Source organism: Cohnella lupini (assembly GCF_003386205.1).
In the GTDB taxonomy this organism is placed as follows: domain Bacteria; phylum Bacillota; class Bacilli; order Paenibacillales; family Paenibacillaceae; genus Cohnella; species Cohnella lupini.
Window position 1 is genome coordinate 12,562 of sequence record NZ_QRDY01000034.1, and the last position, 21,526, is coordinate 34,087.

6 protein-coding genes are annotated in these 21,526 nt (G+C 51.7%); all 6 read right to left on the reverse strand.

Translation table 11 applies throughout. The annotated features are described in order from the left end of the window. Positions 1 to 113: 113 nt before the first annotated feature. Positions 114 to 596 (reverse strand): C40 family peptidase, encoded by a 483-nt coding sequence (locus DFP95_RS26920; RefSeq protein ID WP_115995771.1) that lies wholly within the window; start codon positions 594 to 596, stop codon positions 114 to 116. Positions 597 to 1,307: 711 nt separating this feature from the next. Next, positions 1,308 to 4,358, reverse strand: a complete 3,051-nt coding sequence (locus DFP95_RS26925) for an ATP-binding protein (RefSeq protein WP_245987998.1) — start codon at positions 4,356 to 4,358, stop codon at positions 1,308 to 1,310. Positions 4,359 to 4,558: 200 nt separating this feature from the next. Continuing rightward, on the reverse strand, positions 4,559 to 18,346 hold the full coding sequence (locus DFP95_RS26930) for an S-layer homology domain-containing protein (RefSeq protein WP_181907631.1): 13,788 nt from the start codon (positions 18,344 to 18,346) through the stop codon (positions 4,559 to 4,561). Positions 18,347 to 18,581: 235 nt separating this feature from the next. After that, on the reverse strand, positions 18,582 to 18,935 hold the full coding sequence (locus DFP95_RS26935; protein ID WP_115995773.1) for a winged helix-turn-helix transcriptional regulator: 354 nt from the start codon (positions 18,933 to 18,935) through the stop codon (positions 18,582 to 18,584). 542 nt (positions 18,936 to 19,477) lie between these two features. Beyond that, on the reverse strand, positions 19,478 to 20,722 hold the full coding sequence (locus DFP95_RS26940) for a multidrug effflux MFS transporter (RefSeq protein ID WP_115995774.1): 1,245 nt from the start codon (positions 20,720 to 20,722) through the stop codon (positions 19,478 to 19,480). Positions 20,723 to 21,282: 560 nt separating this feature from the next. Continuing rightward, positions 21,283 to 21,526: hypothetical protein (locus tag DFP95_RS29195; RefSeq protein WP_220376482.1), on the reverse strand; the 244-nt coding region annotated here is incomplete at its 5' end.

Below are 21,526 nucleotides of genomic sequence, written 5' to 3' on the forward strand. Positions count from 1 at the left end.
ACCTATAAAAGGCGCTTCTGACGGATCGGCTTCAAAAATCTTACAATTCCCTATTCTTCGCAAAAAAACACCAACCTCGTAAGGTTAGTGTTTTGGTGCGTAATCATGATCTATTAATAATGACGTCCGGTTATGTAGCGGCTGCCCCAGTAACCCGTGTTCAGGCTGGTTATCGTAACGCCCGAGCTCTTGGTATTGCTAATGAATTTCCCGTTACCTACGTAGATTCCTACATGATTGATCACGCCCGGCGTGCCTACGCTGAACATGACGAGATCGCCGATGGCCAAGCGGGATTTGCTCGGAACTCTCGTGCCGAAGCTAGCTTGCCCTTTGGAGCTCCACGGAAGGCTCATTCCGTTTTTCTTGAATACGAGCTGGGTAAAGGAGGAGCAATCCAAGATGAGTTTCGACGTATTCTTAACGCCGAAGCTGTACTTCACTCTACCGATATAAGATTTGGCTATATCAACCGTTCGGCTTCCGTTCGTCGCGTAGATTTCCTTGGCGGAAGCGCTCGGAGCTGGCGTAATCACGGCAGTAGACGTAAACAGAAGCGTCAGGGCAATCGATGAGGCTGCAATTAGCTTTTTCATTTGGCAGAAACACATCCTTATTCCATATATTTTCTATTAATTATTCCGTCAGACAGTACTGTAACATGGATAAAACCGAATAACTCTCTCCAATGGTTGGGCGAATAGTCAACAATATCCACAGGTAGTCCATTAGGCGCAGTCTACATTCTTTCTTCTATAGATAAAATAAGGAAATAGCCGCAAATAAGAGGTTCTTTATGCCTAAAAAATGCATTCGCATGAAAAATTATGATTTTCTCATGAAACGTTCGGGAGGGGGACATACCTCTCTCGGACTATTAAAAAGAGGCTCGCCGAACGGGCAAGTCTCTTCTCTACGAGGCTGGCCGAATTAACGAAGATTGTTCGCTAACTTCTCGCTCAGACGGCCTTTCCCACCGAATTAACGAAGATTGTTCGCTAACTTCTCGCTCAGACGGCCTTTCCCGCCGAATTAACGAAGATTGTTCGCTAACTTCTCGCTCAGACGGCCTTTCCCGCCGAATTAACGAAGATTGTTCGCTAACTTCTCGCTCAGACGGTCTTTCCCGCCGAATTAACGAAGATAGTTCGCTAACTTCTCATTCTCGAGCTATGAAAAAGAGACTACTCAAAAGCTTAGCGCTCTTGGGTCAGCCTCTTATGGATCGTGAACGGTAATCCGGTGCGGATAAATCCACCGAGAGAGACGGGAATCCGCGCCACGAAGCACCTATGTTAAATTTATTTCTACTTCCGGACAATAAACGATATCAAAGTGCCGCTGCCTTGATCGCTTTTGATTTGTAGCCCGCTGCCGAAGTGTCTTTTCAATCGAAGATCGGTGTTGAACAGACCGATTCCGGACGTTCTGGTCAGGCTCGCATCCAGGATTTGCCCAAGCTTATCCTCATCTATGCCGACTCCGTCGTCTATGACGGATAACTCCGCGTAAGTCCCGTGATCGGAGAGTCGAATGCGGATCTCCCCTCCTCTAGCGCGCTTCATGATGCCGTGTCTTACCGCGTTCTCGACCAAGGGCTGGATGGTTAGCGGAGGGATCAGCCATGTGCGGTTGCCCTCATCTATCTCCCAAATTACCTGCAGTCTCTCATCGAATCGTTCCTTCTCGATATGCAGATAAGAGCGGACAAGTTCCAACTCGTACTCGATCGGAACAAGCTCGTCTATGTTTTGAAATTTGAACTTATCCTTCAGAAAATCGCCGAATACCGCGAGCAATTCGCGCATCCTATTCGTGTCGATCTCGCTCAAAGCGGCCACCGTATTCAGCGTGTTGAACAAGAAATGAGGCTGGATCTGGGCTTGAAGCCATGCCGCTTCCATTCGCAGCCGGTCGCGCGCGGACTTCTTGACTTCGGTTAGGGCATGCACCCGCGATCGCAATTCCATAGCGTCTACCGGCTTCGTCACGTAGTCGTTGGCACCCGAGCGGAATCCGTTCTCGATATCCTCGGGACGGCTACGCGCGGTAAGAAGCAGAACGGGAAGCTCCGTAATCGTGAATCGCATCCGAATCATTCGCGACAATTCATATCCGGACATCAAGGGCATCATCACGTCCGATATAACCAAATCCCACTCCCTGGAATCCATCAATACCAACGCTTCTTTGCCGCTCGTTACGGCGACGATATCGTATCGCTCCGAGGTAAGAATATTTTCGAGCACGTTCAGGTTGATGGGATCGTCGTCTACGATTAGAATCCGAGGCCGGTCGGCAAGTACCAGCAGTTCCTGCCGTGGACTCGGATTCAACTGTCCCGACGAAGCCGCGGCGGCCGATTCCGCATAAGCAATCGCCGTAAGAAATCCGGTCGCCGTTTCTTCCCGAGAGACGGAAGGGTCGGACAGCTGCAGCGTAAACGAGAATTCCGACCCTTGACCGGGGGTAGAACGCACCTCTACTGTTCCTCCATGCAGTTCCGCCAACTGTTTGCTTATGCTGAGTCCGAGCCCGAAGCCCCCTTCGATCATCGTCTTATCGGACGGCGCTTGTTCATAAGGCTCGAAAACTCGTTTCGTCGTTTCCTCGTCCATTCCGATTCCCGTGTCGGAGATTACGATTTGCGCTCTGTCGCCTATTACGAACCCGCGTACGGCTACTTCGCCTTCGCTCGTATTCTTCAAAGCGTTGTGGAGCAGATTGAATATAATTTGAATGACCCTGTTCTCGTCGGCCAATACTTGCGGGAATCCATCGGAAAGTTGATTCGTCAACCGAATCGGCTTCCCTTCCGTCATAAACTGAAGCATATCCAACACGCCGGTCACGACCGTCTGTAAGGAGAAATGGCCGAGTTGCAACCGCGGATTGCTATCCTTCAGCCTCATCGCATCCAGAAGGTCGTTCAGCATCAGCGTCATCCGACGTCCTACGGACAAGACCGTCTCCAAGTCCTTTACGCTCTTGCCGCTTAGGGAGTGCATCTCTCTCTCCAGAACGGCCTGAGAGATGTTGATGATGCCGTGAAGCGGATTCCGCAATTCGTGAGAAGTATTGGCCAGAAATTCGTCCTTCAGTTTATCCGCCTTCTGTAGCTTCGCAGCTTGCTGCTTCGTTTCGGAATACACCTGCAAGTACCGCTTAAACCAGACCGACGCAAAACAAATAGCCGCCGCGATCAGATCGAACGGGTAATATACGATTTTAATCCCCGATGCCAGGAAAACGCCCCACCACACGAAGTTGTTCGCAAGCGCGATAAGGGACAGGAGCAGCAGCAGATTCTCTTTAATTCCCTTTGCTAGCGTTCGAAGCATGGACATTATCGCCAGCAGCACGAAGATCCCGACGAAGGTCAAGAACAAGTTATTGACGTTCTGGGAGTATCTCGCCGGAAGAATAAGCTCGATAATCATCGCCGCTCCGCAGCCTAATGCGAATGCCGGAAAAATTCTAGTGCGCCAGAAGACGGACAATTGGTCCATGACGCTTTGAATGACCGAGATGGCTCCGACGAACATAATCATCGACATGATATCGAAGCTGATCTCCAGGTTAAGCGGGAACCAATACAGCAGTATTTTGTCTTCGCCGCCGACCAGGATGCTAAGAATGGCGCAGAGAAACAACAAGGAGAAGAAGAGCAATTTCTTATCCCGGTATCCCATGAAAAATAATATTAGCGCGTAGACGGCATGAATGAGGAAGATTACGGCGACAATCTGCTGCATGGCTACGGACAAGTTCGTTTCCCGAGCGATCGCTTCTTCCGTACCGAACTTCATGGAACGGACGATTCCGCTTTCCCGGGAATCCGTATAGTTAGCAGCCTGAATAACAATCTCGACGACATCTTCACCGCCGGTTGCGAAGGAGGCGGTATACGGAACGTTACGAGCGGTATATTCCTCCTCGTTCATCGCCGGTTGCCCCGACTTGGCCAACAAATGGCCGTTAACGTACAGCTCCGAAGAGCTGCGAACGCTAGGTACGCGAATGCTATAGATGGCGTTAATTCCCGGGTCGACGAGAACGCGCAACCGATACGAGCCATATCCGTAAGGCGTTTTCTCGCCCGGCCGCAGGAAGTCGTCCCAATTGCCGGGAACTTGAATGAGTTTTGCTTTTTCGCCGTACGAGCCTTGAAGCCCCCCGGAATTCATCAACATCACGCTCGGATAGAACTCCCATTGCCCGTCGAGCGTTAGGGTGCGTCCTTCCGCCGCATCCCATTTCCGTAAATCCATCACTCCGTTGACGGCATTCGGTTGATCCGTGCTGCTAAAAGATACAATCCAGATAAGGCGAGCGCCAGTAAGGATAACCAAGAACATTCCTATCACAATCAATAATTTTCCCTTAGTCATCATATAGTAGGGATTCGATATAAACAGGCCGACTCCTTCCAAGAATCGACATGCATAAGCTCTTCCGCGCAAAAAACAGCGACCTCTCCCGGAGAAACTCCGGGAAAATGTCGCTGCATGATTAGCTCTCCGTCGGCTTCCGCCGGTTCGGTCATGAATGCCTATCTTTATTTCAATGTCTTCTTCACGATCTTCAGCACGATCTTCGTCAACGTCCAGTAGTTTTTCAACTGGGCGAGCTCGCTGCCGATTGCTTTGCCGACCATGACTTGCAGGATGGCTACGCCGATGGCGGCGCGGTAAGCATCCCAGACTGCGCCGGTCACGTCTCCGACGTCATAACCCGCAACGACGAGCAGAACGGCAGCCATCATCCAATCAAGCTGAGGATATTCGTTCTGAGCGAGCATTTCAGCGGTCTCCCCGGCGCTCCATCCGGCCGAACGCAGCGTGGAGGCCGTTACGATGACACGAACATCATCGCCGTCCAATAGCTTACGTTCCGCGAATGACAACTCGTTCAGGAATTCCTCTTGAGCCTTCGTGCTGTATGCCTGGATGATGTAATAGATTTCTTGTTGCCGAATTCCCGCGATCTCCAGCGCGGTGACCGTGTCGGTGAGCGAGATATAACCCGAATCGATCATCGCCTTGGCGATCTCTCTTGTCGTTCCGACTTCGCCCGTCAAGTAATCGAGCACCCATACCGAACGGCATCCCGCTTCCATCACGCCCGCTATGATGTCCTCGAGCGGATATCCGCCGTCCCTTAAGTAGATGGCAATCGTAGCGAAATTCTTCGTCGCTCCCGAATTGAAGAACGCGACTGCAATGTCCGTTGCCTTAAAGCCCAGCCCCTTCAGAATCGAGACCGCGTCGTTATCCCAATTGTGTACGTAGCTGATGTATTCGACCAGCTTATACCCATTGCCGTTCAAGGAGCGTATCTGCTCCTCCAACGAGAAGAAGTCGTCCAGATAGTTGACCGCATCCGGCGCTCTGAACCCGAGCGCTTTAAGCCGGTCGGCAAGTTGACCGTTATTCTCGCGCATTATATCCAATGCGCCTACAATGGAAGAGAAATGGAACCCTCTGGCGACCATCGCCGTTGCGATATCCGCGACCTTAGCCTGCGGTAGAGCCGCGCGTATGATGGACATGATAGGGTAAGCGCTCATCGGGCCGACTCCATAGCTCTTGGAGAGCAGGAAGCTCACGATAGCCTCCGGCGAATTAACGCCGAACCGAACCAGAAGCGCTGCTTGCTCTTCCGTGCTGCCCGCATTCTGATTGCTCGTCCTGAAATAGTTGTATCTGGTGTTCAATATCGTTGCGTCGTCGTATCCGAGCGCATCCAGCGTATCGACCAGATAATCGGAATTGATGTCCAGCTTGCCCCTGAGCCGCATCTCGGCAACGATTGAATCAAAGCTTTTACCTTTAGCCTTCATTTCCGCCAATCGCGCGTACAAGGGATCGGTTCCGTATACGGCCTTAACCGTATTGTAGATTTCTGCCGAAGTTGCCGCTACGTTGATCATCGCGTCCATGGCCTCGTCGGCGTTAAGATTGAACAGCACCTTCATCGCCAGCGCGATATCCGACAATCGGAATTTCCCGGACATTTGATTGGCCACATGACTCGGCGCGCTTGCGTATCCGCCGGTCATGACTTGCTCCAATACGGACAAATTAGTGTCTTCGTAATAGATCGCGGCAATGGCCAACGTGATATCTCCGCGAGAGTAGGAGGTCGATAACAGATTCGTCGCTTCGTTCGAATCGAGATGATACCTGTTCTTGAGTTGCCGGGTAATATCTTTAAGCGAATACTTCATTTGCTTGAAGAACGTAACAGCGCCGGCCGCCGTCGTTATGCCTTGCAAATCCAAAATTTCGTTAAGAAGATCGGCGGGAGTCGATGTCGAATCCTCCCCGTACACTTGCTCTACGATGGGTTCTACGACCGCGATCGGATAAACGTTCAAACCCATGAGAATCGTCGTTGCTTCCGATTCCGATTGGGCGAATTCATTCTTCAACGCTTTCGTAATGTCCTCAAGATCGTACCCGACTCTTCTTAAATAATCCGCCGCTTCTGCCGCGGTATCGGCCCCTGCGATGCTCAAGATCTCGATGACTTCGCTATCGATCGATCTATCCGACCCAACGGTCAACTGGTAAACGATCGTCTCCTTATCGAACAACCCGGCGCTCGCCAGAATTGTCGCGATATCGGTCGGCGATTGACCGTAAATCGCTTTAAGCGTGCTTACGATCTTGGCAAGCGAAATGCCCGCGTTCCTCAAGAATGCCGCGGCTTGCGCCGGATCCTCGATATCTCCGCCGTTCTCGATCACTTCGCTTGCGCCCGTATCCGCATCCTGCTCGTAGACCGTCGCTACGATCATCTCGATGATCGACGCGCTATCGACGTTCAAGGAGGTCAAGTCCGCAATCGTTCTTTCGGCGGATAAGCCGTAATACTCCTTCGCCGCCGTTACGATCTCCTTCAGCGAATAGCCCAATCCTCTCATCATCGGAGCTGCTTCCGCAATCGTCTCGGCTCCGATTCTAGACAGCAGCTCGGTCAAGCTCTCCTCGATCGGCTTGCCGTAATATTCCGACACGCCGGACATCACTTCGGCAAGCGAGTACCAATTATGAGGAATCAGGGCTTTCAGCATTTCCCCTGCCGTCAACTCGTACTCGTCTCTTGCGGCTAGAATAATATCAGCTAATGGAAAACTTCTCGCATGCAGTTCCGGTAGCACTTCCTCGAACGTATTCATGCCAAGCTCGGCTAGCGCGGCGACGATCGTCGAGTTCATCGTTTGCTCGTAAATATCGGCAATCTCGCCGGTAACTTCATTGCTATCCCCATCGTAATACCCCGATGTCTCCAATGCGGCCGCTACTTGACCTTGATTCAGGCCGTAGTGGTCCTTACCGACGCGGATAATGCTCCGCAAGTCAAAGTTCATCCGCAACAGATACGATACGGCTTCGGCCAAAGTCGCGTATCCGCTAGAAGTCAGAGAATCCACGACGCTTGCGCTTTGGGTAATGCCGTACACTCCCGCTATTGCATCAACGACGTTTTTATCGGTATACATACCGAACGCGCGGAACTCGCGAAGCGCCTCACCCGACTTCAGCCCGTACTCTGCCTTGGCTAGCTTGGCTCCGGTCGTCAGGCTGAACTGCTGCTGTGCGTAAAGGAAAGCGATCGCCTGCGCGAAGGAGGTTTGACCTCTAACCGCAAGAAGTTCATGGATGGCGTGTTCGATCGTTTGCCCGAATGCATCCGCCACCGCTTGAATAAGAACGCCGTTACCGGCATTGCTTCCTGCCGACAGCTGCTGAGCAACATCGCCGATCGTAGCTCCGAAATGATTCTTCGCAATACGCGCTATATCCTTGAGCCCGAAGCCTGCATCGCGCAAATACGGAATGGCCGCAACCAGAGTCGTGATTCCTTCGGCTTCTAGCGCGCTGGATGCCGCCGACTCCTTGGACTGTCCATAGACGTCGGCCACGGTTTGAATAACCAGAGTCAAATCATTCGCATACGCGTCCGCCAACAGTTTGGCAGCCGTTCCCGCGTCTAAGCCGTAATGCTCTTTCAAGCTACGCGTTATGTTGTACAACGAGTACTTGGCGTTCTTCAGGAACGCGATTCCGCTTTCCGGAGTCACGTTGGACGATGCGGTCAGCAACTGCGCGATCGATACCTGATTGTCGGAGAACAATTGCTTCAGCACGGCGATCGTATTCTGAAGATTGGAATTGCTAGAACGCTTGATCAGCGCCTGCATGACCTCGTCCATACTATAGCCGCCCTTAACGAGAGCGGGACCCGATACGCTGGCATCGCTATACTCCGGATAGTGGGAGGACAGCAAGTAGATAACGGATAAAGCCGTAGCTCCTTGCGCTTTCAGCGTCCTAATCCAAAGCGCGACCGGGTTACCTCCGTATGCCCAGGCAACCGCCTGGCCGATTTCGTCTTCGTCATAGAAATTAGCGGCCACTAGCGCGTCTATCGCCTCTGCCTCTTCCATCTCCAACTGCTCGCGCAACACTAACGCGATGTCCTTCAACGGATATGGAGCAAGCCGCGAAATAATAATCTGTTCTCCCGTCGACCCTTTACTTATTAAGTAGGTAGCGACCTCTCTTGCCGCTATCCCGTACTTGCTGAAGGCTTTGATCCACTCGGTCCATCCTTCGGCCTCGTAAACGGCGGCGATATCCGAGATCGGATACCCGGTATTTCTCAGCACCGATGTCAGCGCTGGCATCGCTGCAGCCCTTTCTACTCCGAAGAGCATGATCGTTCCTTCGATGATCTGTTCCAGGGTGAAATTATCGGTAGAGCTCATCGCCACGATAATGTCTTCGATACGGGCATTCCCGAACAAGAACTTCATGTCCTTGGCTAACTTTGTCGCATCGCATGGGCAATTCGCCGTCTGCAGCTCGATCCACGCCGCCATCGTTAAGCCCAATTGATCGATAAGCGCTCTGCTGTAGTCATAGTACGCATACATCTCGCGCATTCCCGCGATTAAATTGTCCGCGTTCGCTTCAACGTTCTCGTCTTCCGCATAAGCGGTACGAAGCGCGTTCAGCGTATCGGCCGCCGAATAGCGGGTGCCAGCGGCGAATATGTCTTTAACGGCTTCGCTCATCGCATATACCGTCCCATCCGCCGTAACCGCGTCGTGCAAGTAGCTTAGCGCGTCGGCGATCGGATAGTCGGCATCCTGGATCATTATTTTGAGTACGGGGCCGCGTCCCGCATATACATGCTTAAGGAAGTAATCCGTTACTTCCTTCGGATCGTAACCGCCCTTCAATAACGTTACGAACAAGCCTGCCGGATCGAAGCCCCAAGGGTGGAACATAGGCTCCAGCGCCGCGAACGCGGAAGTTACGTCTGCACCGTAAACGTAATGAAGCAGCGATGCCGTTGTTTCTTTGCTCATTCCGCTTTGCACGAACTCGTTCGCCGTTTCCTTCAGAGTCAAGGAAGCTCCCCACACGCTCATTACTTCCTGGGCGATCGCTTCGTCGTTCAGTCCGTTCTGGCGCAACGAGGCAATGGCTACTCCGACGCCGTCCCCGGATGCTCTTATCATACCGACAACCTCGTAAGCGGATAGTCCGCCCCCGAGAAGGAAGGCTACCGCCGTTTCAGACGGCGAATAAATCCCGCTTGCTATCTTATAGACATCCTGTGTTTCAAGACCCGCTCCGAGGAATGCCCGAACGGCTTCGATCGCATCGGTGAATTGATACCCCTGCCTGATGGCGGCGCCGATCGACTCGGCCGAATACCCGGCTTCGCGCAGCAGCTCTACATTGGCAACGGCATCGACGCCGTAAAGTTCTTGGATGACTGCGGAGGCATCGATCGCCGAAACTCCGCCCGCGGCAAGCGCTTTGACCGTTTCGGCATCATCCAGTTCGTAAGCTTCCTGGATAGCGCCCACCGCATCGCCTAGATCATACAGTACTTTCAACTGCGCGATGGCGACTCCGCTTGCTTCGTTCAGATCGTCGCTCAACAACTGCGCGGCTTGCGCGACGTTAACTCCTTCTTGCTTAAACGCTCTAAGAATGTCGCGAATCTGATATCCTTTGTTCCGTAGCACCGGCGCGACATCATCGGCCGTATAACCTGCCGACATCAGCACATCGATCCATTCATACGCGTAATAAGGATAAGGTGTGAACCCGACACTGTTGATCGCCTTGATTACGGTCGCCGGATCGGTTCCTAACGCGTATAGCATCAGGAGAAAATCCGAATTCCCGAGCCCGTATTCTGTAACGATAGCCCGCGCAAACTGCGCCGTGGAAAATCCGCCATCCTTCATCAGCTTGGCAGCTTCCAGAACGGAATAGCCGTACTCATCATGAAGGATCGCAATGGGAACCCCGGGATCGGAACGCCCGACGTGACTTTGAACCATTCCGAGATCGCTGGATGTATTCGCGACCATTATTTCGCTAAATTGAGCCAAATACCCTCCGTTCACTGCCCTGACCCGGTTAACTCCAGTATAGGCGACGAATACTTCATCGGTCGCTTGGAGAACCGGGCCGGTCCATACGAGCTTGACCGTCGTTTGGTTCACATACACCGATTGAACTTTGCTCCTCCATTGCCCATTCACCTTGACAGCGAATCCCGCATCCGATCCCATGGAGATCAAGTTGGAATCGAACGTCATAACAACGCTGCCTCCATCCGCCGAAGACACCGCAGACAACAATTGTGGTTTCTTTTTCTCATATTGAACCGTCCGGTTGTCGCCTAGATCGTATCCCGTTTTGCCAAGAGTAAGCGTCAACGGATAGTCGCTTGGCCAGGATACGCCAACGTTGTAGGTAAAACCTTGATCCAGCGTCGTTATCGTCAAATCATAGTAGGCGTCGATAAAATCGTCCTTGAACAACGCAATGTCCAGATTCGGGACGGGTTCGGATAAAACGATCGTAAAGCCCAATTCGTTGGCATTCAACACCTCGGCCTTGACCTGAATCGGTACTATTACAGATACTTCCCCGCTCGCGCCGAAGTTGTAGCCTTTTTTACTAATCGCCAACGTATACGTTCTGTTCTCCGTCAGCTTGGTAACGATAGACCAGGAAGTTTCCGTCGCTCCCGCGACGACGTCGTCGATCGCGACCGGATCTCCTTCTTCCGTCAACAGGGTGAAGTTCCCGGGCAGAAGTCCGACGACGGACCGATTAAAGGTGAGATCAATCCGACCTTTCGTCGCATCGGCAAGCTGCATTCCCGCCGAAAGCGGCAATAGCACTTCCAACGGTGCCTCGGCCGGATGAGCGGGATCCTCGATCATTATCGTGTACACGACTCCCGGCGTCAGCGGTTTAAGTACCGAATAGACGCGTCCCAGATGTGCGGTGGTAGACGAATCGTAGAAGGTTCCTGTATCCAATGGGATTCTTACCCCGTCGGAGCCCGCAAAGTGAACAAAACTCGGGTTCATATACGGAACGGAATCGCCGAGATCCAGTTGGAAACCGCTCAATCCGATCTGCTTAGCCGACAGTACGAGCACAGGTTGAGCTTTTAGCTGCAGTTCCGCGCCGAAATCGTAGCCTTCCGCGACAAGTTGAAGTGCATAGTTCTCGTGTCCGGTTAGATTTGCCCCTACTTGATAGGACAGGCCGTCTTCCGAAGCTTTCCACGAGACGATCTTGGCGGGAGCCCCGCCGGCGTCGGTCAGCTTCAGACTGCCCGCGGTCAATCCATTAACCGCTTCATCCAACTTGATCGTGAAGCCGTTGGTCATGAATAGATCAATCGTCATCCCTACCTTGTCGGGCACGAGCAAGTTGGCATCGATACCGAAGTCGCACCCCGACTCGGTCAGTCGAACGCTGTAGCGCTCTGCCTCGTCGAGATCGGCTTCGACCGAGTAGGTCAGCCCGCCGTTGGTTGTCGTTACCGAATCGACCGCAACGGCGACTCCTTGACTGTCCAGCACAATGACGTTCCCCTTGCTCAAGCCGGGAACCGCTTGTTCCAATTGAATCGTGAACCCTTCGTCGCTAATACCCGCATAAGTTGCCCCGACGACGATCGGAACGTAAGCGTTAAGCGCGGAACCGAAATCATATCCTGCATAAGTAATCGTAAGAGTGTAGTTTTCTCCGCCTGTCAATGCGCTCGTGTTCGTTAACGTGTAAGTTCTGCCGCCATCCTCCGTCGACGCATTCGTCAACGCGACTACTTGGCCGTCCGAATCTCGGAGCACGAAGTCGTTCGCGCTCAATCCGTTCACGGCAGGCGAGAGTCCAACCGTTACACCCGTTTCGGATACCGTTTTCAAGGTGCTTACAATAGAACTCGGAATGTCGGCCGACAATTCGGAACCGAAATCGTATCCCGCTTTATTAAATTTTAATTTATAAGTGTCGCCGCCCCTAAAAGTCGCCTCAATGCGGTAAGTTGCTCCTCCGTCTTCCGTAACGACGGACGAGACCGAAATCCATTGATCATTGGCGTCCAGTAGAATGATGTTGCTAACGTCCAAACCTGGAACAGCCGGGTTAAAGCCTACGCTGATCTCTTTCGGTCCCGTACCGATCACGGCCGTCCGTTCGATAATCGGAACCGTGAACGCAATCGGATCTCCGAAATAATATCCGTCCTTCGCCGGAACGATCGTGTATCGTTCCGATTCCCAGAACTCCGCGGTCAGCGTATACGATTCGCCGCCGTCCGAAGATTCGGCGGATACGAGAGGCATAAGCCGTCCGTCGGAGGCTCTTCTAAGCTCGAACTCGCCGACTCGCATGACCGGAATCGGCTCGTCGAACGTCAGCTTGAATGCGCTGCCGCTGCCGGGCTCCATGCCCCCGAAGGTCTGCTCCACCTGCTTAACGGTGACGGGAATTCCGGAGCCGAAATCGTCGCCGGGTCTATTGATGATGACCGAGTAGTTAACGTCCGGTTGAAGCTCGACGGAAATCTCGTAGCTTAGGCCGTTATCCCACGACACACTGCCATGAATCGCCGCTTCCGTGCCTTGTCCGTCAACCACGCTGATTTTATCGGCGCTGCTTAAACTTAAAGCCCGGTCGAAGTTCAAACGGAAGCCGTTCAGAGACTTCCGGTCAACCGTAGCCGTCCGTTTGTTCAGCTTGAACGGGTTGGAATATTTAATGACGTAATTAGGCTTCGTTATGGCGACGGTATAGGTTTTGCCGCCGGATAACGGTATTTGCACCTGATAGGTTGCTCCGTTATCGGTTGTCGTGGCGGACTGTGCCGTAGTCGTATTGCCGCCGGCGTCCTTCACGGTAATCTCCGAAGCCGACAAATCGGGAATAGCCGTGGACAGGAACAGCCTAAATCCCTGTTGAGACTGGAACATCGTATCGAGTCCGACGGCTATGCGAAGTCCGAACGTCAGCGGCGCCCCGAAATCGAAGCCCGGATAGCGGGTTACGAGCGTATAGGTACCCATCGAGTCGAATGCCCCTGTTAGCCTGTAAGATCCGCTACCTACATTCGTAACACCGAACGGAACGACATTACCGTTAATATCCCGCAGCTCGAAGTTGCTCTGATCCAGCTCGGGCAATGTCCCGTTGGAACCTACAGTTATAATCACATCCGTGGTATTCGTCGAATTAATCAAGACGGAAGCCGGGACCGGAATATCGAACGTTACCGGTGCCGCCAACGCAAACTCTTTTCTAGTCAATTCGAGCGTATATCCAGCACCCGGCTCAAGGCCGCCCGGTCCGGAAAAGTACTTAAAGTCGTAGCTCAAGCCCTGATCCTTCGTCGAGAAATCATACAGGCTATATCCGACTACCGCCCCGTTCGGATCGCGAAGCACGATCTCCGATCTAATGAGGCCGGCAACCTTCACAGCGAATTGCAGCTTGAAGCCTTTGGAGGTCACCTTGCCGATGGTCGGCGTTAAAGCGTTCTGCACGACGAATTCGACTGGAGTCGTGGTCTGATAAGAAATCTTAGATACATATTGCACCGTGTAAAATTGGCCTGCCGGGAGCGCAGCCGTCAGAACGTAGCTGTTCCCCGCGTCGGACGTTGTTGCCGAGCTCACGGGAATCGTAGCTCCCGACGCGCCGCGAATGACGAAATTCGTCTTCGTAAGTCCAGCGACCGGCATATCGAACCTCACCGTTAAACCTGTCGCGGTCGAGTTAGTCACTTCGTCGATTATCGAAGGGATAGTGAACGGCGAAGCGTTCAGTACATAATCCTCCAAAGGTTGAAGTCCCGTATTGAGTCCAATTTGATACGTACCCAGAGGTGACGGGTTCTGAATGCGGAACCGATAAGCGGCTCCCCCTCCGGACATCGCGTATTCGATCGGGTAGTGGATCGTCCCATCCTGATCCGTTACGATCAAGCCGCCTCCTTCCGCTTGAGGGAGTGCTGGCGATAGACGAACCTCTATCGAGCCCTTCTCGGTAACTTCCGTTATGCTACCGGTTATATAGTGTCGGACATGGAACGTGACGGGAGCGTCGAAGGTAACGAAGTCTTTGTTCAAAGTCAGCGTGTAATCTCTGCCGCTAAGAAGATTAACATTGACGCGGTAGATAGCCCCGCCGTCGGTGGTCGAAATAGTGCCAACGTTCAATCGATTGTTCTGATCGTCTCGAATATCGAGATTCGCCGGCAGCAATCCGGGCACCGGTTGGTCGAATGAGAGATCGAAGCCGGTATTCGATAGATTCGAGACCGTCGTGGTTCCGACATCCAACGTGCTCTGCACCTGGAAAGGAACCCCTGCAGTCGGCAGATGTCCGTTCAAGCGCAGCACGTAGTTGCCTCCTGGAAGTACGGCAGATATCCGATAGCTGCGACCTTGATCCTGCGTCACCGCCGAAGTAAGGTAGACGGAGTAACCGGTAGCGGTATCCGTAAGCACAAAACTACTAGCGTCCAATCCGTTCACCGCATAGTCCAAGTTGACCGTTAAGCCGGTATTGACCACTTTATCGACCGAAATCGTCGCCACAATCCCGACCGTGAAATAATAAGTAGTTATTTCGAGCGGAGCGTCCACTTCTAACCAGTATTCACCCGGTGTCAAGCTTGCCGCGACTTCATAATTGCCGCCGTTATCCTTCTTAGTAACGGATTGAATAGCCACGGGAGCTCCGACTGCGCCTCCACTGTATCTGTTCAACTTAAAGCCGGTTGTAGTATCGATATCTATAACCGGATTCAAGGTTAGCGTAAAGCCGGTTCGCGAAGGAGTAATGACCTTGTTGATGATCGAAGCCGTATTGCTTCTAGGTGCACCGAAATCATAACCTTCTTTGACGACGGCAATGTTATAGGTCTTCCCCCGAATGCCGTCATAAGAGATGACATATCCGCCTTGATCGCTTTGGACACCCTTCACGTCGACGGTCGCGCCGAATTCATCCGTGACCTTGAACATATCCGTTGTAATGCTAACGGGAAGATTCGGATTAAAGCCGACGAAGAACAACGGATATTGTTCGACTCTTGTCCATGGGTTAAGCGTTAATTTAATGAGAGTGGTTTCATTTCCGAAACTGTAACCCGTATGCTCGATAAGCAGCTTGTAGTCGCTATTGGTCGGATTCACGGGAACGATTCTATAGCTGCTTCCGCCGTCGATGCTGGAAACCGAACTTATCGCGTAAGGCGTTCCATTAGCGTTCGTTAGATGGAACGCATCCGCAGTGAGCCCTGGCACCGGTACGCTAAACCGAACGATTAGCGCGACGGTCGTATTATTAACCGACTCGAAGACCGTATATTTGCTCACCGGTATCGTTGCGGGCACAGTAATGGATCCTTCGTATAGATAATCTCCGGCGACGATGCGATAGCCGTAGCTTTGACCCGCTGTCAGTACCGCTGAGACTACCCCTGATTTACCGTTAGTGCCTAATTGCAATCCGTTAACCGGTACTGGCGTTCCAGACGCATCCTCGAGCTCGATTTGACCGGCAGTCAAGCCCGCTACGGATTGAGCGAAGCCCAACGAGAAGCCGTCAAAGGATACCCAGTTCACCGTCGATGTCGCCGGGATAGCTTCAACGTTCAGCACGAGCGGTTCGTCGAACGTATATCCAGCTTTATTCAGCGACAGAGAGTACGTTTCGCCGATCTCCAACGAAGCGTAAATCTCGAATTGTTGATGCCCGGATAGATCCGCGAGCATATCGACTCCGACCTGCTCGTTCCCACTGTCCGTGATGATGAAGCTGTCTAATTCCAGCTCGGGAACCGGCTGATCCAGATTCAACACGAATCCAGCTGTGGACAGTTGACTCGCGGCCGGAGCAACTACGATATCTTCAGGTACGGTACCCGGTATGACGACAGATACGGGAGCACCAAAATCGTAGCCCGTCTGCGCTATCGTCAATGCATAGGTTTTACCAGCGGTCAATGAGGATGAGACCGTATAGAAGCTACCGTCGTCATCGCCCTGTGCAACCGTTAAACCCGTTTCGTTTCCGCCGAGCATTAATTTAATATTGCCCGTGATTAATCCGGGAACCGGCCCATTCAATGAAACCGTAAATCCTGTCTCGCTAATACCATAGACGTTAGCCGCTACGGAGATGTCGTTAGGATTAGAGCCCGGAACCTGAAAGCCGAACGCGGAGCCGAAGTCGTAACCGGTCTTGGATGCGGTTAGCGTATAGCTCGAGCTTTTGGCCAGCGTCGAAGATAACCGATAAGTCGATCCACCGTCGAGAGTACCCGCGAAGGTGATAGCTACGCTCATGTTAGCTCCATCTTTCAAGATGAAGTCAGCGCCGCTTAAATCGGCAACCGCGGGATTTAACGCAACCCTAATGCCTGTCTCATCCGCTTGAGTAACCATTAACCCCACGCTAACCGCCGGTTCCGTTGTTGGTACTGGCGTCGGTGTCGGCGATGTTGTTGGTACTGGCGTCGGCGATGCTGTCGGTGTCGGTGTTGGTGTCGGTGTTGGCTGGGTAGGATTATTCGGAAACGAAGGTACTCCCGCTCCCCCTCCTCCCGTATTTCCGCCGCGATCCGTCACCTCCACGATGTCGGGTTGCTTCTCGAAGTCGATATTTTGCGCATCCACGATCGCTTTAGAGATGGAGCCCTCGCCCTTCACGCTGGTCGTGCCGTGCAGTTCCAGGTTAGCTACCCGAACGCCGCTATCCAACGTGATCGTCGAACCGGTTACCGATTCGTTAACGCGCATATCCGCGATCGTGCCCGAGCTAACGGTTAGTTCCACGTCGCTGTTGATTTCCACCTTGTCGAAAATTCCGGACAGCATAACTTCTCCGGTCGAGGATATAGAAATCCCTTCGATCCGGCTTCCATCAGTACCGTTCGATTCGACGCGGGCTTCGGATTGAATATCCATCTGCTCAATGACCGTCGTGCCTCCGACGACTACCCGCACGCGTCCGTCTTTCTTCTCGATGACGATCGTACCCAAGTTCGAATCGTCGACGTGCACGCTATTTTCTCCTCCGCCTCGCACGAAGGTTTTGCCTAATACGGCCACATGGTTTAGGAACACGTCGCCATCGCCGACGGTTTCGGCGATCACCAGATCCCCTTGAATCGTCATATTTCGTAAAGTGGTACCCGGAGCTTGAACCGTCAGAGCTCCTGCCACGGCAATGTTGCCGCCATCTTGGGGTCCGTATGTACCTGCCGCTTCAAGAGCCTTAGCTCCCGGAACGATCTTACCTTCGGAGCCGGATGAGGATTCCTGCAATAAGCGATCCAGCATGACAACGGCTTCCGCCCTCGTAATCGGCTTCAACGGACGCACCGTTTGATCCTTGAAGCCCTGAATGTAACCGGACTCCAATATGGCGTTCAGGCTGTCGTAGCCGTAGCCCGGAACGCTGTCTTTATCCTTAAACCGCCCAAGCGGATCTTCCCCGTCGCGTACGATGACCGGAACAAGCCGCGACAGCATTACCGCGGCTTCCACCCGAAGCAATTGCTGCCCCGGCCGGAAGGTTCCGTCCTTATATCCTGCGATATAGCCCGCTTCCACGGCCGCTTTCACCTGCGGAACGGACCAGCTATCGGTCGGTACATCAGAGAATCGAATATCTCCACCACCTATGAAGGCGAAAGCTCTATTCACCAAAGTAACGAATTCGATTCTGCTGATAATCTGATTAGGCCGGAAGCTGCCGTCCTGGTATCCCTCTACCAGCCCCAGCTTGACCCAGTCCAGAATCGACTTCTCGGCCCAATGACCTTGAATATCCGTCGGAGTAGCTGCCCCTAACTCTTCAAGCATCTGCTCTAGAGACTGCTTATCGAGCTGATCCTCAGCCGATGCAATTCCTGGCGGTATGAGGCCCACCAGCAAGCTGGCGACCAGAATCCAACTCAGACCCGCTTTCAGTCTCTTCTTACTAAATATCTTAAACATAATTACACACCTCTCCATTCGACAAACTTCGCGCATTGTAGTTTTAATTCTACTGAGCGCCAATAAAAGAATAATAAATAAAAAAACAAAAAAAACGCCAAAACTCGCGTCGGATCAAGCTTTCGCGGTTTTTGGCGCATACCATATTTTTATTCTATTCGTCGCAAATCGAACCGCAGACTCTAGTTATTGTAAATTTTTGGAGGATTATCGCGGCAGCATTCGAGCCCAACTATTAAACGTCCTTCTTGCTCATTGCATATTTCTTACCCCATTCCCCCATAACCTCCAGAATAGGGATGAAGCTTTTCCCTGCGTCCGATAAAGAGTATTCTACTTTCGGGGGAACTTCCTGATACACTTTTCTGCGAACCATTTGATCCCTTTCCAACTCCCTCAGCTGATTAGTCAATATTCCTTTTGAAATACCGGGTACCAGTCGTTGAAGCTCGCCGAATCTTTTTGTTTGCCGTAGATGCCATAGGATGATGATCTTCCATTTGCCCGCAATTACGTTTTGCGTCTCCGTGACAGGGCATACTTCTATTTGTTCCTCCGGAATGTCTCCCTCGAACAACGTTCGTGCCATATCGATTCCCCTCTTTCCCTTTGGTCCTATTTATATGACTATGTTATAAAACAATGCATACTTACGAATGTATAGATACTATTATAATATAAGAACATGATTGAAAATCCAACAAATATATAAAAGAATATTGCGGAATACTTGGTATCAAGAATTGCATTTTAATCCGAGCATGCAAGCCTACACCGATTATGGGGTTATCGTAAATTCAGCAGGAGAAGGATTCCGATTCTCATGCGGAAATGATCAAAGTCGGCTTACCCGAAGCGCTTGTACAGTTCTTAGTCGCGATCCATAGCAAGATGCTGCCGGAACCGAAGGTCGCATTCCGAAGGATCTTGAAAAACCCTCATCCCCAGAAAACCGACTTCCATCCGGGAGAGTATCGAGCAATTGTTCGGCTCGTAATTGACGCTTCGAGAGTTAACGGCACCGCGTGCCGCTATCGAGTCGCATCGAAGCGACCCAAGAAATATCAAAAAAAAGCTGCACAAAAGTTTTCACTTTTGTACAGCTTCTTGCCAAACCGATTCGAGGCTATATTATTGAGCCTTCGTTGCTACTCTCTTAGTTGCTACGTTTGTGTTCGCAATATCTGCTTTCGGCTTCTGAGCTAGTCCGAAGTACGAGAAAAGAGCAAGCAGACTAGTCGTCAAGATGATGACGCCCATCGGAACCGCGGAGTTCTCGCCGGCAATTCCGACTAGCGGAGACGTGCAAGCTCCAAGCACGAATGGCAGCAAACCGAGTAACGCGGACGCGCTTCCCGCCCTTTGACCTTGGGAGCCGATCGCCAGAACGAAAGCAGCCGTCGAGGTCATCCCGATAGACGCTACGAAGAAGAACAACGGAATAACCAAGGCAATCAAAGGACCATGCAATAAAATAACGAGCAATGCCGCCAAACTGGCCACGCAGGAAATCAGCAATCCTAGGACAACGAATTTGCGCTCCGAGAACACCTTGCTATAACGTCCGACGACCTGGGATCCAATGATTAAGCTTATCCCGTTGGATGCGAATAATAGCGCGAACAGTTGCGGAGAAGCTCCGTAAATATTTTGGTAAATGAACGGGGTTCCCGAAACATACGCAAAGACGCCGCCGACCATAATCCCCTGCGCTAGCGCAAAGCCGAGAAATTGCCGGTCTTTAAGCAGAGCTTTCATGCCGGTTAACAGCTCTCCGAAGTTTCCGGATACCCGCTTCTCGACGGGTAAGGTTTCTTTCAAGTTCATCGTTGCAATAATAACGAGTACTAAACCGACAATCCCCAAGACGACGAACACGCCTACCCATGTCGTGAAAGAAATAACGCCGCTACCCGCCATTGGCGCGATCATCGGAAACAGATTATTGACTAGCATGAGCATCGAGAAGAATTTCGTCAATTCCGGTCCGTCATATACATCCCTTACGATTGCTCTGGCGATAACGATTCCCGCGGACGCGGCGAAGCCCTGGACGAATCTTGCGGCTATAAACCAATAAATATCCGGCGCGATCGCGCAGACGAACGAAGCCGCCAAATAAAGAATAAGCGAAATGATAACAGGCTTGCGTCTCCCATGAACGTCGCTTAACGGCCCCATAATAATTTGCCCCAGCGCCAAGCCGATGAGACAGGCCGTAAGACTTAGCTGAACAAGAGAAGCCTGGGTTCCGAAGCTTTCGACGATTTGCGGGAAAGACGGCAAATACATATCGATCGTAAGCGGGCCCAGAGCCGAAAAAGCGCCCAGCAACAATACTAACCTTATGCGATTAACTTTCTGAGTTGCAGACATTCTAGCTTATCTCCTAACCTTTTCTAGTATGAAGAATCATGATGTTTATGCACGAGATACATATAGTCAACTTGCTTCATTATAGACCTCGATTGTGATAAAACCAATAGAGTTATCCGAATCAAAACGGATTTAAATTATGTATGCGCAACCAAATGTTATTTCATATAAATTAGCTCGGCAATTGAAATTAAGGGCCACCACGGAGAGAAAACCTATCTTATAAGTAACAAGAAAAAACAACTTCGTCGTCCTTTGGACGGCAGGTTACGTTTGTATCGAGCGATCAGATGAGTATAAAGAGTTGAGAGATTTTATGCTTCTGATATTGCGATAAATAACCCGGTTTGGACGGGTTATTCGGGAAAGTTGGGGCCGCGTGCGACCAATAACCCGGTTTGGACGGGTTATTCGGGAAAGTTGGGGTCGCGTGAGTCAATTAACCCGGTTTGGACGGGTTATTCGGGAAAGTTGGGGCCGCGTGAGTCGAATATCCCGGTTTGGACGGGTTATTCGGAAAAGTTGGGGCCGCGTGAGTCGAATAACCCGGTTTGGACGGGTTATTCGGGAAAGCGGTTATTGTGTTCAATCAAGTAAAGCGTCCCCGCCTTCCTTGGACGCAGTAACCTTTTGTATCGAGCTATCAGATGATAAATAAAGAGTTCAACATTTTTATAATTTCTGAGTAGAGTAGAGAACTGAAATTTCATGGAGGGCGTATGCCCTCCTTTTACTTTTCCAGCTCCCCCTGCATCAAACCGGACGTGAAGTTTTCCCTCATCCGGCTTTCCGATGTTCTTCTTC

Coding starts and splice junctions, on each gene's coding strand:
- DFP95_RS26930 (WP_181907631.1), bottom strand. CDS start 18,346: ATGTTTAAGATATTTAGTAAGAAGAGACTGAAAGCGGGTCTGAGTTGG.
- DFP95_RS26920 (WP_115995771.1), bottom strand. CDS start 596: ATGAAAAAGCTAATTGCAGCCTCATCGATTGCCCTGACGCTTCTGTTT.
- DFP95_RS26925 (WP_245987998.1), bottom strand. CDS start 4,358: ATGTTCTTGGTTATCCTTACTGGCGCTCGCCTTATCTGGATTGTATCT.
- DFP95_RS26935 (WP_115995773.1), bottom strand. CDS start 18,935: ATGGCACGAACGTTGTTCGAGGGAGACATTCCGGAGGAACAAATAGAA.
- DFP95_RS26940 (WP_115995774.1), bottom strand. CDS start 20,722: ATGTCTGCAACTCAGAAAGTTAATCGCATAAGGTTAGTATTGTTGCTG.